Annotated in this window: 12 protein-coding genes and 2 pseudogenes; 2 read left to right on the top strand and 12 right to left on the bottom strand. The window is 55.0% G+C overall.

Annotation, left to right across the window (positions count from 1 at the left end):
- Positions 1 to 153: 153 nt before the first annotated feature.
- Positions 154 to 804, bottom strand: a complete 651-nt coding sequence (locus B4113_RS16560; protein WP_061912688.1) for a glycoside hydrolase domain-containing protein — start codon at positions 802 to 804, stop codon at positions 154 to 156.
- 68 nt (positions 805 to 872) lie between these two features.
- Positions 873 to 1,865, bottom strand: a complete 993-nt coding sequence (gene corA / locus B4113_RS16555) for a magnesium/cobalt transporter CorA (RefSeq protein ID WP_172418594.1) — start codon at positions 1,863 to 1,865, stop codon at positions 873 to 875.
- 198 nt (positions 1,866 to 2,063) lie between these two features.
- On the opposite strand from corA, the gene B4113_RS16550 reads away from it, so the two are divergent.
- Together B4113_RS16550 and B4113_RS16545 are read left to right on the top strand one after the other, a co-directional pair.
- Entirely contained in the window at positions 2,064 to 2,291 is a 228-nt protein-coding gene (locus B4113_RS16550; RefSeq protein WP_033022062.1) for an IDEAL domain-containing protein, read from the top strand.
- Positions 2,292 to 2,447: 156 nt separating this feature from the next.
- A complete protein-coding gene (locus B4113_RS16545) occupies positions 2,448 to 3,605 on the top strand; it encodes an aminotransferase A (protein ID WP_033843424.1) in 1,158 nt (385 codons plus the stop codon).
- Between the two features lie 476 nt (positions 3,606 to 4,081).
- Here B4113_RS16545 and B4113_RS16535 read toward each other — a convergent pair whose 3' ends face one another.
- The 10 genes and pseudogenes from B4113_RS16535 to B4113_RS20850 all read right to left on the bottom strand — a co-directional run.
- Complete coding sequence (locus B4113_RS16535; RefSeq protein ID WP_033022058.1) at positions 4,082 to 5,056, bottom strand: NADPH:quinone oxidoreductase family protein; 975 nt, start codon at positions 5,054 to 5,056, stop codon at positions 4,082 to 4,084.
- Positions 5,053 to 5,835: a 2-phosphosulfolactate phosphatase gene (locus B4113_RS16530; RefSeq protein WP_033843423.1), complete on the bottom strand. Its 783-nt coding sequence runs from the start codon at positions 5,833 to 5,835 to the stop codon at positions 5,053 to 5,055. Before B4113_RS16530 ends, B4113_RS16535 begins: the two co-directional genes overlap by 4 nt.
- 9 nt (positions 5,836 to 5,844) lie before the next feature.
- Positions 5,845 to 6,903: a phosphotransferase family protein gene (locus tag B4113_RS16525; RefSeq protein WP_033843422.1), complete on the bottom strand. Its 1,059-nt coding sequence runs from the start codon at positions 6,901 to 6,903 to the stop codon at positions 5,845 to 5,847.
- Between the two features lie 103 nt (positions 6,904 to 7,006).
- Complete coding sequence (locus B4113_RS16520) at positions 7,007 to 7,576, bottom strand: TetR/AcrR family transcriptional regulator (RefSeq protein WP_033022050.1); 570 nt, start codon at positions 7,574 to 7,576, stop codon at positions 7,007 to 7,009.
- Between the two features lie 63 nt (positions 7,577 to 7,639).
- Positions 7,640 to 8,530 (bottom strand): annotated as a pseudogene (locus tag B4113_RS16515) (AMP-binding protein); the annotation flags it as partial.
- A 26-nt stretch (positions 8,531 to 8,556) separates the two neighbouring features.
- On the bottom strand, positions 8,557 to 9,339 hold the full coding sequence (locus B4113_RS16510; RefSeq protein WP_033843421.1) for an SDR family oxidoreductase: 783 nt from the start codon (positions 9,337 to 9,339) through the stop codon (positions 8,557 to 8,559).
- A 19-nt stretch (positions 9,340 to 9,358) separates the two neighbouring features.
- On the bottom strand, positions 9,359 to 10,570 hold the full coding sequence (locus tag B4113_RS16505) for an acyl-CoA dehydrogenase (protein ID WP_033843420.1): 1,212 nt from the start codon (positions 10,568 to 10,570) through the stop codon (positions 9,359 to 9,361).
- 365 nt (positions 10,571 to 10,935) lie between these two features.
- Entirely contained in the window at positions 10,936 to 11,802 is an 867-nt protein-coding gene (locus B4113_RS16500) for an NAD(P)-dependent oxidoreductase (RefSeq protein WP_033843419.1), read from the bottom strand.
- 130 nt (positions 11,803 to 11,932) lie between these two features.
- Positions 11,933 to 12,718, bottom strand: coding sequence for an SDR family oxidoreductase (locus B4113_RS16495; protein WP_033844840.1), 786 nt, complete (start codon positions 12,716 to 12,718; stop codon positions 11,933 to 11,935).
- 341 nt (positions 12,719 to 13,059) lie between these two features.
- A pseudogene (locus B4113_RS20850) lies at positions 13,060 to 13,533 on the bottom strand (transposase); the annotation flags it as partial.

Genomic DNA, 13,533 nt, shown 5'->3' with positions numbered 1-13,533 from the left:
TTCCGACTATATGTCTGCGTCCAATCGCCAATCCGTCCTTTTTCCTATTACTAATATAATCGATCTGAAGCAAAACATGAAAGAAAATAAACTCAAAACCGCTCCACTTTTCACCGCCATACAAAAAGCCGCTGCTGTCGGCAACGGCTTCGCTCAATACAAAAAATCAAGCAGGCGGCGGTCAGCCAAATTCGTATCGACCGGACACACCTCCGCGTCGCGCCCGTACTGCCACACCCAGACATTGGCGCTGCAAGGCGGGGCGGCCGGCTGGTAGCGCGGCGCTTTTTGCTCTTTCGTCGCCCCCGGCCTTGGTGCGGCGCTCCAAATGACCGCTTGCACGGCCACTTGGTTGTTCCGGCTGACCGCCTCACAATAAGCGGCAGCAAAGTCCCCTTTCGTCGGGTCAGCGTACAGCCCCGGCCGGTACCCGGTCGGATAGAGCGTTTCCACCCAAGCGGCGATCCAAGCAGCGTCTACGGCGAAAAAATCTTCAATGTTGGCAAACAGCAGCTTGTTTTTCGGAATGCCGAGCCGTCGCGCATGGAACACCGCATTGCGCGCCGCCACCTGTCCGCTCGCATAGCCGATCGCCTCGCGAAACGCATTGTAAATGGGCAACACTTTGATGCCGTCGTTGCGGATGCGCGTGATTTCCTCCCGTGTCAACCCTTCCGATACGTTTGGAACCCGAACTAAATAACGGCCCCAAAATTTTGGAGCGCCTAGCTCGGTCCGGACGCATTGCAACAGTTGCTCCGTAACAGACTGAGCCGAGTCGACTCCCCAAATTCCCTTTGCCACCCGTTTCCCTCCTTTGCGATCGCATCGCTATAGCTATGTATATGAAGGGAACCGCTTGGCTTATACGGCTAGGGGCGCCGCTTCCGTTCTTCATCCGCCCAGTCGCTCTTGAGCAGCTGAAACCAACCGTTGCGTTTAAACCAAACGAACATCGTCATACCGATTACGGCCATGATCGCTAATACGGCGAAATAGCCGTATTTCCAACGCAGCTCCGGCATATAGTCAAAGTTCATCCCATAAATGCCAGCGATGAAGGTAAGAGGCATGAAAATCGTCGTGATGGCGGTAAACGTCATCATAATATTGTTCATCCGATTCGAGTTGAGCGACAAATAGCTGTCGCGGATGTCCGCGGTAATTTCCCGGTTCGTCTCAATCATTTCCGACAGCTTGAGCAAATGATCGTAAATATCATGGAAATACAGCTGCCGCTCCTTCATGCGCTGCAGCCGGTCAGAATGGGTGATGCGGTATAACAAATCGCGCATCGGCACAATCGTCCGCCGCAGTTTTGACAAATCGCTGCGAATGTCGAACACTTTTTCAATGATGTCATGAATCGGTTCGTTGTTCGTATTCTCCTCTAAATCGTTCAGCACGTCTTCAATATGGTACAACGGCGGAAAATAATCGTCAACGAGTTTGTCAATGAGCCGATACATCACATGAAACGGTCCCTGCTGAACATCCGCCTCATGTTTGAGCCGCTCCCACACTTCATCGACCGCGTGAATGGCCGACTTATGAAACGAAACGATGAAATTTTGCCCGACAAACAAATCCACTTCCTCAGCCTCGAGCGTCATCCCAGCGATCGCATGGAGAACGACAAACAAGTAGCGGTCGTAAAAATCGAGCTTCGGCCGCTGCACATATTCCAAGCAGTCTTCAATCGCGAGCGGGTGAAAGCGAAAAAACGACGCGAGCAGCTCCGACTCCTCATCCGTCGGCTCATGAAAGTCGACCCAATACCAAGAAACGTCGGGACTGTTGACCATCGTAAGATCTACCCCAGCCAAAATCTCAAATTCTTTTGTCACGATACATGTGCGAATCATTTCCATCACCCTGCCATTGTTTCTTCTTTTTATCATAACCGAAAAGTCTGTTATCGCCCAAGAAAAAACGGGTATTCAAATCATGTAGAGAAAAAATTGACAAAAAATATTTATCGAAATTTTCTTTACATTAGCTTCAAAAACGAGGATAATATAAAAAAGGGAACCATTTCGTTCCCGTATAGGAGGGAATCAACGATGTACGAAAAACAATATCCAAACGAAGGCGCTGTCTTGTTCAACCAACCGGAAGAAAAAAGCAGCTACGGACCGATCGCCGAACAGGTGCTAAACGAAGCGATTTTCCAATTTCAGCGAAAAAAATTAATGGAGCAAATCGACGAGGCGCTCGCCGCCGGCAACAAGCCGCTGTTTTTGCAGCTTTCCGCCCAATACAATGACTTGTTGAAAAAATACGGCGCGTAAAAAGGAGCGAACGAAATTGGAGTGTGAATCATCCATCGCAACGTAGGCCCCATTTCCGTCTGCGGAAACCACCCAAACGGAAATGGGGCTGATTTTCGTTTTTCCGTTTGCGTTGAACAATGATACAATAGAGAAAAAAAGAAAGGTGGACACGCCATGAAACACCTCATTCAGCCACGCGTCCAATCCATCCAAATATCAGGCATCCGCCAGTTTTTCAACCTCGTCGCCGGCCGACCAGGAGTGATCTCACTGACGATCGGCCAGCCCGACTTTCCAACGCCCGAACATGTCAAAACCGCCGCCCAGGAAGCGATCGCCGCTGATTTCACCACGTACACCGCCAACGCCGGGCTGCTTGAACTGCGCCAAGCGGCTTGCCAATTCGTCGCTGACAAGTACGGCCTCCGCTACACGCCGGACGAAGTCATCGCCACCGTCGGCGCCAGCCAAGCGCTTGATATCACGTTCCGCACCATTTTAGAAGAAGGGACGGAAGTGCTCCTTCCCGCGCCGGTCTATCCCGGCTATGAGCCGCTCATCCGTTTGTGCGGGGCAAAACCGGTGTACATCGACACAAGGCCAAACGGGTTCCGTCTGTCGGCTGAGCTCATTGCACCTTATTTGACGGAAAAGACGCGCTGCGTGATCCTTCCCTATCCATCCAACCCAACAGGGACGGCGCTGTCGGCTGAAGAGCTGGCCCGCATCGCTTCGCTTTTGAAAGGACGGCCGATTTGGATCGTGTCTGATGAAATTTACAGCGAGCTCGTCTATCGCGGACGCCACCGCTCGATCGCCGAATGGCTGCCGGAGCAGACGATCGTGATCAACGGCTTAAGCAAATCGCACTCGATGACCGGTTGGCGCATCGGTTTCGTCTTCGCCCCGGCGTTCGCCGTTGAACAAATGATCAAAGTGCACCAGTACAGCGTCTCGTGCACATCATCGATCAGCCAAAAAGCGGCGCTCGAGGCGCTCACCGCCGGCAAAAACGACGCCGAGACGATGCGCGCCGCCTATGCAAAGCGGCTTGAGTACGCCTACGGTCGTCTCACCGCCATGGGGCTGCCGGTGGAAAAGCCGGACGGGGCGTTTTATTTGTTTCCGTCGATTGCCGCCTTTGGCATGTCTTCGTTTGATTTCGCCCTCGATGCCGTCGAAAACGCCGGCGTCGCCCTCGTTCCCGGCAGCGCCTTTTCCGACTACGGTGAAGGCCACGTCCGACTGTCGTACGCCTATTCGCTCGATGTGTTAAAGGAAGGACTCGATCGGCTCGAGCGGTACATTCAACAAAAACGGCGGCGGCCGTAATGGGACGCGATCCACACCGGTTCTTTTTTAACATAATTCCGAAAGAAGTCTCCCACTTCAAGCAAAACGAAGTGGGAGTAGTTCACAGCTTGTTCCTCCTAACAGCCAAAACAGAGGCTAGTCGATACATCGCGAAAGAGGCCGGTGAAAAACGGTTGTTTCTTTTAAGCAATGGGGAATCGTTTGAAAGGCGATCCTAATGCGACAAGGCTTTTCTATTGGAGAAACGCGCTTGATCAGCGGCTTGCTCCCTTCAATGACCGGTCTCCTAAGAGGCCGGTGATGTACTCGTGCTTTTCCATCTCATTTCTCAACGAGAAAAACCTTGTTGCATCGGTCTGTTTTTTCACTCATTCTTCCATTGATGAAGGGAAGCAGCGACGTTTCACCAGCCTTCTAAACGTAGCTGGCGGATGCCGACTACGTTCAGGAAGTTGCGGGTGTCCAGCTCCGTGTCTGGACACCCTTTTCGTTCCTTATGGCACAAGCAGCAGCTTGCCGTGCGTTTTCCGCTCTTGAAGAAGTTTGTGTACCATCGGCGCCTGCTCAAGCGGGTAGACGCCGCCGATCGTCAGCTGCAAGCTCCCATCTTGCACCCATGAAAGCAATTCGCGCAAACTTTGTTCGTACAGCGCCCGCTTTCGCATGATTTGCGGCAAAAAGAAACCGATGACGGACCAGTTTTTCGCCATGAGACGAACCGGATTGAGACGCGTCATCTCTCCGCTCGCCGCCCCGTAGACGACAAGACGGCCGAACGGAGCGAGGCAATCGAGCGTCTGATGAAAGACATCGCCGCCCGCCATTTCCAAGGCGACATCGATGCCGCGGCCACCGGTCGCCTCCATCACGTCCGCGGCCCAGCTGTCTTTTGTATAATCAATGGCAACATCAGCGCCAAGCTGTTGGGCGAGCGCCCGTTTTTCCTCCGTACTCGCCGTGGCGATGACCGTTTTGGCGCCGAACCGTTTCGCCAGCTGGACGGCGATCGTTCCAACGCCGCCGGCAGCGGCGTGAACGAGCACGGTTTCTCCTTCCTCTAAGCGGCCCATCGTTTTGAGAATATGGTAGGCGCTCAGCCCTTGCACCGGCAAAGCCGCCGCCTGCCGAGCATCCATGCCGTCCGGAAGCGGCACGACCGCCCGCTCGTCAACAGCGACACACTCGGCGTAGCCCCCCGACTCAATCAACGCAACGACGCGCTGCCCTGGACGGACCGTTTGCACCTCCGGACCAACTTCGCAAACAACGCCGGCCACCTCCGTCCCCGGTATGAACGGAAGCGGCGTCGGCACCACGTAGCGCCCTTCCCGCCGGGCTGTATCGGCATAGTTGACACCGATCGCTTCGGCTTCGATCAATACTTGCCGACCTGTGGGCTTCGGCCGTTCTCCTTCGCAAACACGCAAGACATCGGGCCCACCGTATTCAACGAATTGGACAAATTTCATGACGATCTCCCCTCTTTCATGAATTTTGTTGGCGCGATATCGCGCAGCTCCAAACCGAACGATCCTCGTTCAAGTTTCGGAACGGAAGAAAGCGCCCCGTGCCGGTTAATGTAATCCACTTCTGATTCCAAACCGTACGCCGCCATCCAGCGGCCGACGCGCGCGGCGAACAATACTTCTTTCGCCCTTTCTTCCCCCGAATATTGCCGGTAAAAGAGCCATGCGGCCATCGCGCTGTCAGACAGCTTTGTCGCATCGATCCCTTGCTCGACGAGGCAATGCACGAAATAGCCGGCGCCGTAAAAGTCTTCGAGGCAAAAACGACCCGACGAGCCGGAGCAGATGGCGATAATCGTTTTGTCGCGATGCCACCGGCAAACATGCTCGCTGACCGCCGGGCTGTTCAGCAAACTCGCCGTGTATACCGCGCTCGCCGACTGCGCTTTATGAACCGCCACCGTGCCGTTGGTCGTCGACAACACGACCGTTTTCCCCGGGCAGATCGTTTGCAAAAACAGCGGCGCCGGGGGATGGAAGCCATCGATCGTCCGTCCCTCCCGTTCACCGACGAGCTCATAACTTTTCTCCGGCAAGTGAATCGCGACCGCCTTCGCCTCCTCGGCGTCGCGCACCGGGATCACCGAACGAGCGCCGGCCGAAAGCGCGGCGGCAATCGATGAGGTGGCAAGCAAAATGTCAAACACAACAGCAACTTTCCCATCAGCGAGCGCCGTCTCATCAATGTCTTCCTTGCGCAGCACGACATGCACGTTTGTCATCACGCTGCCTCACCGCCCCGTCGCCAGCTGCCATGCATGCTCGATAAGCGCGTCGACAAACTGGCCGAAATGGTGAAACCGCTCATCGTTCGTCTGCCCGCGGCGATAACGATAATAAATTTGCTGGCAAATGACCGCTAATTTAAAGTAGGCAAACGTCAAATACACGTGCACGTCGGACACATCGCGGCCGCTTTTTCTCGCGTACGCGTCAATAAACTGTTCGCGCGTGTAAAATCCAGGCCGGACGGTAGCCGGTGCGCGACCAAATCCATTTTTCACAAGCGGCGGATCATCCTCTTCAATCCAATAGCTCATCGCCACCGCCAAATCGGCCAGCGGATCGCCGACGGTCGACATTTCCCAGTCAAACAAGCCGACCATGTTAGTGATATCATCTTTCGCAAACATAGCATTGTTCATCTTAAAATCGTAATGAATGACCGTCGCCTCCCGCTGCGGCGGAATGTGGGAAGCGAGCCACTTCGTCAGCGCCTCAGCCGCTGGAACATCGTCGGTTTTCGCCCGCTCATACCGCTGAATCCATCCGTGCACTTGACGCTCCATAAATCCTTCCGGCTTGACCATGTGCACCAACCGCGTTTTCGTATAATCGATTTGATGGATGCGAACTAACGTCTCGACCATCGTTTCGGAAATGCCGCGGCAGACGTCTTCTGTCGGCACAACGCCGTCCGGAAAATCGTCGTCAATGACAACGCCATCACGCCGCTCCATCACGAAAAAGGAGCTACCGATGATCGACTCATCGTCACAAAAATACAGCGGCTTCGGCGCCAGCGGAAAGAGCGGATGGATTTCGGCAAGCCATGTGCTCTCCCGCTTCATATCATGCGCTTTCGGCGGCACCGGGCCAAGCGGCGGCCGGCGCAGCACCGCCTCCCACTCCCCGCAGCGGAGCAAATACGTCAAATTCGAGCGACCGGCGGAAAATTGCCGAATCTCCAGCTCCCCATCCGGCATGTCCGGCAGCACTGAGCGCAAAAACGCGGCCAATTTTCCAACCGGCAATTCTTCACCTTTGCGCACCGGAATAATGGCGCTCATTTCCCTCTCCCCCTTTTGGCGAGCGCGTTTTGTTTGGTCAAACATCGACAGACGAGCGACATGAACGGCGACCTTGACTTCTATGGCAGGCGCATGGTGCTTGTTAAGACGCCGGCCCCATCCCATCGATCAAAATGGTGATCATCTGTTTGGCCACTTCCGCATCAGTCAGCCCGCCGTCCGGGCGAAACCAATGGTAACTCCAATTGGCCGCCCCGAGCACCGTGAGCGCGGCAATCGATGGCGACAAATCGCGGCGCAGTTCGCCGCTTTTCATTCCATCCTCAATTAACGCCTGCAGCTGATAGCGAAACAAATCGCGCTTTTCCTTCACTTTTTGCAAATGCTCCTCGTTCAAATGTTTCATTTCGCGGAAAAAAATGCGCGCTTGCCGCCCTTGGCGCTCAACGTTGTGAATAAGCATATACACAATGGCATACAGCTTTTCCCGCACCGATCGCCGCCCGTCATTGATAATGCGCTGCTGTTCGCGAAGCAGCCCTTCAATGTAGCGAAGATGAATATCCATGAGCAGCTCTTCTTTACTTTTGAAATAATAGTAAAACGTCCCTTTCGTTACCCCAAGCGCGTCGACAATATCTTGAATCGACGTTTCGCTGAACCCGTTTTGCTCAAACAGTTCAATGCTGGCAGCGATAATCTTTTCCCTCATGTTCTCCCACCTCTTGCCCTGCGTCATCACTGCCAGCTATTGTACCATAAAATGGCCCGTCTTGCCGGGGGTGTTCGTGATGGCGACGTACATCGTCGGCACGCCGGGGAACACGGTCGGCTGCTTGTCGTGGATCGTCTCGAGCACTTCTTTCAGCTCAAAGCGTGGCAACAAAATGTTTTCCGCCCCTTGGTAAATCGCCAAGTTCATGCCGGACGTCATCGCGAATACGTGGAACAACGGAATGATGGTTAAATACCAATATTTTCCAAATTCAAACATTCCTTTGAAAAATTCGGCGCACTGCAAGACGTTGGCAAAAATGTTGCGGTGGGTGAGCATCGCCCCTTTCGAGCGCCCTGTCGTTCCGCCTGTGTATTGCAACACAGCGATATCATGCGCCGGCTCGATCGGCACCGGGCGCACTTGTCCATCCCCTTGGGCCAAAAACTGTTCAAACGTCACATCGCCTTCAGCGAGCGGGACAGAAGCCGGCGCCCCGAACTGGACAGTGACCGCCCGCTTGACGGCCGTCTCTTCTCTCACGGCCGCTAGACGCGGATAAAGCGGCGCGTAAATGACGATTATCTCCGCCCCCGAATCATTGAGCAAGTACGAAAGCTCACGCTCAACGAGCATCGGACTCACTTGGGTGACGATGGCGCCCGCCTGCAAAATGCCGTAGTAAGCGATGACGTATTGCGGGCAGTTTGGCAGCATGATCGCGACCCGATCGCCTTTTTGCACTCCGAGCGCTTGCAGGCTAGAAGCGAAGCGGTTGACCGCCGCGGCGAGCTCAGCGTAAGTGATCGTTTGGCTGTAAAACGTCAGCGCCGGCTGAGCGCCAAATTCCGCCGCCCGTTCATGCAGCACCTCGCACACCGTTTTGTTCGGAATCTCGATATGAAACGACACATGTTCCGGATAAAGAGACAACGCCCGTTTTTCGCTCATTATTTTTTTCCCCCTTCCATTTTGGATTACATTCCAGCAGCATGGCTGCCGCCATCAACGACAAGAAGCGCGCCGGTGACAAACGCGGAGGCCGGAGAGGCCAAGAACAGGACCGCGCCTTTTAAGTCATCGTCGCCGCCGAAACGGCCGAGCGGCGTATGCTCGAGCACTTTTTGGCCGACATGCTGAAGGACGACTTGGGACATTTTCGTCGGGAAAAAGCCCGGCGCTACCGCGTTGACGCGAATGCCGTGTTTTCCCCATTTGGCGGCCAAATCTTTCGTAAACGTAATGACCGCCCCTTTGCTCGTGTTGTAGCCGATCGTATTCAAAATGTCCGGATGCGTGCCGCCAAGACCGGCGACCGACGCGATATTGACAATGGCGCCGCCCGTTTGTTTGGCGATCATCACCTTGCCGACCGCCTGGCTCATCAAAAATGTGCCGGTGACGTTGACGTTGAGCACCTTTTGCCATGCCTCAAGCGGCATTTCCTCGACCGGCGCCCCCCACGTCGCCCCGCTGTTGTTGACCAAAATGTCGATGCCGCCGAACTCGTTGACGGTCGTTTCGACAACGTGTTTGACATCCTCCGGATTCGTCACATCGCACCGCAATGCGAGCGAACGGACGCCGAGCTGTTCGAGCTTTTCTTTCACCTGCTCGCACGCCTCAACCTTGCGCGAGCAGACGACGACGTTCGCTCCGGCTTCAGCGAGGCCGATGGCGATTTGCTCACCGAGCCCGCGCCCACCGCCCGTCACGATGGCGGTTTTTCCTTCGATTTTGAATAAATCCAGCACATGCATAAGCTCCTCTTCCTCTCCCTTATGGTTGGTATTGCCGCAATTCAAGCTTCGCCACTTGCTCTTTGTGCACTTCGTCCGGCCCGTCAGCCAAACGAAGCGTGCGCGAGTTCGCCCACATCGCGGCAAGCGGAAAATCGTTGCTCACCCCGGCGGCGCCAAACGCCTGAATGGCGCGGTCGATGACGTTGAGCGCGACATTGGGCGCGACCACTTTGATCATCGCAATTTCTTTGCGCGCCGCTTTGTTGCCGACCGTATCCATCATGTACGCCGCCTTGAGCGTCAACAGGCGCGCCTGCTCGATCTCGATGCGCGACTGGGCGATCCACTCGCGGATGACGCCGTGCTCGGCGAGCGGTTTGCCGAACGCCACCCGCGACTGCACGCGGCGGCACATCAGTTCAAGCGCCCGCTCCGCCGCCCCAATCAAGCGCATGCAATGGTGAATCCGCCCCGGACCGAGCCGGCCTTGGGCAATGGCGAACCCTTTTCCTTCGCCCCAAATGATGTTTTCCTTCGGCACGCGCACATGGTCATACGTAATTTCGGCATGCCCGTGCGGCGCATGGTCAAAGCCGAACACCGGCAGCATCCGCTCGATTTTCACGCCCGGCGTATCAAGCGGAACGATGATCATCGACTGCTGTTCATGTTTTGGCGCATCGGGGTTCGTCTTTCCCATGACGATGGCGACTTTGCAGCGCGGGTCGCCGGCCCCGGATGACCACCATTTCCGTCCGGTGATGACATACTCATCGCCGTCGCGAACGATCGAAGCGCGAATGTTTGTCGCATCGCTCGACGCCACATCCGGCTCCGTCATCGAAAAGCACGAGCGGATTTCTCCGTTCAAGAGCGGGATAAGCCACTTTTTCTTTTGCTCCTCGGTGCCGTAGCGGACGAGCACTTCCATGTTGCCGGTATCGGGCGCATTGCAGTTGAACACTTCCGGGGCGATGAGCGAGCGACCCATGATTTCGCAAAGCGGCGCGTACTCGACATTCGTTAATCCCGCGCCGTATTCGCTGTCTGGCAAAAACAAATTCCAAAGCCCTTCTTCTTTCGCCTTTTCCTTCAATTGTTCGATGATCGGCGGCACGCCGGCCCATCTCGACTCTTGGGCGTTCAGCTGCTCCTCATACACCTTCTCGTTCGGATAAATGTACTCTTCCATGAAAGCGCTTAATTTTTTGATCAACTCTTTCACTTTGGGCGAATAGGAAAAGTCCATCTGCTCCCCTCCTTTTATACTAACCGGTTGGTATGTCCTCTTACTACTACTATACCTTACCAAGAAACCATATTCAATATTTTTTGACGAATAATCACTGCACTCTCCGTCGGTCTGAACGGCTTTCCCCACGCCAACGCCGGCCTTCTAGCAGGACCGGGACTGAATCGAACATCCCGCTTCCGAGCATCGTTTCTCTCATCGAAAAACCTCGTAGCATCCGGTTTTCGTTTTCACCCGTTTGCTCATGGACGGGGAAAAACCACTGGTGTTCACCAGCTTGCTAGCGGCCAAACAGCAGCAAGCCCTAGCATTCGTCGCGCCTTAGGGGCAACGGACGCTAGGGCAGCCCAAAACGCGCGCCATCATTCTGACGCGTACCGTTTGTACAACGCCTGCGTGCCGCTGTTTTCCTCGCCGGCTTGTGCCAGCTCCTCGTAAAGCCGCTTCGCAAGCGCTAAGCCCGGCAGCGGCAAGTTCATCCGCTCCGCTTCTTCAAGGGCAATGTTCATATCTTTGAGGAAATGCTTCACGTAAAATCCGGGGGCAAAATCGCCAGCGAGCATGCGCGGCGCCAAGTTGCTCAGCGACCAGCTGCCAGCCGCTCCCTTGGAGATGCTTTGCAACACTTTCATCGGATCCAATCCCGCCCGCTTGGCATAGGCGATCGCCTCGCACACCCCGATCATGTTCGTGGCAATGGCGATTTGGTTGCACATTTTCGTGTGTTGGCCAGCTCCCGCTTTCCCTTGCAAAATGATGTTAGTTCCAAGCCGCTCAAGGATCGGTTTGCACGCCAAAAACACGTCTTCGTCACCGCCAACCATAATCGTCAACGTTCCTTCGCGCGCGCCGATGTCGCCGCCGGACACCGGCGCGTCCAATGCATGAACGCCTTTTCGCTTCGCCGCTTCGTAAATCGATTGCGCCAGCGTCGGCGTCGATGTGGTCATATCGATGACGTATGTTCCCGGCCGCGCGTTCTCCAAAATGCCGCCTTCACCGAAATACACTTGCTCGACATCGCGCGGATAGCCGACCATCGTCATCACGACATCCGCCTCCCGGGCCAAATCAGCGACCGTTTCCTTCCATGCCGCCCCCTCTGCCAGCAAGTCGTTTGCCTTTTCTTTCGTTCGCGTATAGACGAGAAGGGGATAGCCTGCTTTTAGCAAGTGGCGCGCCATGCTTTTCCCCATCACACCAAGTCCGATAAACCCGATTGTTTTCATGTTGTTTCTCCCCTCCGATCCGCTTTGGCGGGTGTTGGTCAAGGGCGAGTCTAGCTTTTCCACCTATCCCCCATGCTCAATGGGATCGTGCAGATTTCATGACCGTTTTGCCGCTACCGATCCGCTCGGCTTAGATGGCCTTCACCATGCCCCCATCGACAATGAGCGCCTGCCCGGTAACATACGAGTTCGCCTCTGACAGCAAGAAAACGACGATGTTGGCAAACTCTTCGGGAGTTCCGTAGCGACCGAGCGGAATGGCGCTTTTCATGCGCGCTTCCATCTCTTCTTTCGTAATGCCTAGTTTCTCGGCGTTCACCTTGTCCAAAAAGGCGACCCGTTCCGTCGCGATTCGCCCTGGGGCCACCGTATTGATCAAAATGCCATCCGGAGCGAGCTCCCCAGCCAACGTTTTCGTCAGCCCGACGATGCCGGTGCGGAACGTGTTGGATAAAATCAAGCCCGGAATCGGCTCTTTGATCGATGAGGAGGTGATGTTGACAATTTTTCCGCCCTTTTTCTTCAAATAAGGAAGCGCTTCGCGAATGAGCCGAATATAACTCAATAAATTGAGCTCGAACGCATATTGCCAGTCTTCGTCGCTCACCGTTTCAAACGTCCCCGCGGGGGGACCGCCGGCGTTATTGACGAGCAAATCGATCGTCCCAAACGTCTCCACTGTTTTGGCGACCAGCTGGCGAATCTCGTCCGCTTTCGTCACATCGGTGCGCACGTAAGCGACGCGCCCCTTATGTAACCCGTTCAGCTCCTCAGCAACCTGCTGCAGTTTTTCTTCGCTTCGGCTCGTGATCATCACGTTCGCCCCTTCGAGCACAAGCGCCCGGGCGATCGCCTTGCCGAGCCCTTGGCTTGAGGCGGCAACCAACGCCGTTTTTCCCGCCAATCCGAGTTCCATCGTCATCCCCCCAAAAAAATCATCGCAAGTCATAATATTCGCGGCTATGCTCGATTTTCCTTCTTTCGCCCCGCGAAAAAGCGGTCACGACTCCATACTCGTGAAATGAAGAATGGTCTTTGCGCCTCACCAAGAATATTGCATCCTTTCTGGCGAACGTTCTGCGTCGCTGTAGATGGGCAACTAAACGACCATAGACAAAGACCATTAGACAAACATCGTTTCCTCATTTAATTCTCCCCCTTGCTCCTGTATAAACACTTGAAAAGCAATATCAGGCTGTAGATGAGCATTTTTTATTACAATCATTTCCATTCTCTGAGAGACAAACAGGGTACCCCTTAGGCGACATGGAGCGGTTTTTTGATCACATCAATGGGAATCTCTTGCTTCGCGGCATCGTAGATGAACTCGACGATGCTGTGTCCTTTTCGAGACCGAAGAAGCTCCAGGCCGGAAGAGAGGTCTTGTTGAGATTCCGCGATGCTGTATACGCAGGCGAACAGCACCACGGCCCAATACCGTTTCACCGCCCGAACGTGGCGAACACGGTCCCACCTGACTTCAGCTGGCCTTTGGCCTGCCGGAAAACGCATTCGATCGTCCAGCGCTGGGTATCGTAACGCAAGATGTCTTCGTCACTCAGCTCCCGGTCGGTGCTCAAGACGACATGGAGATGATCCGGCGTCATCCGTTGATCCGCCTTCCAAGCCAGCAGCACCACCGCATCCTCGAGGCCATGGATTGCTCCCTCGTAGCGATACACGCGGTAACGCTCGTTCCCCACCGTGACGAGGCAGGTGTCGTTGAACTCA

Source organism: Geobacillus sp. B4113_201601 (genome assembly GCF_001587475.1).
Classification (GTDB): Bacteria; Bacillota; Bacilli; order Bacillales; family Anoxybacillaceae; genus Geobacillus; species Geobacillus icigianus.
This window is presented reverse-complemented; position numbering and strand designations above follow the sequence as displayed.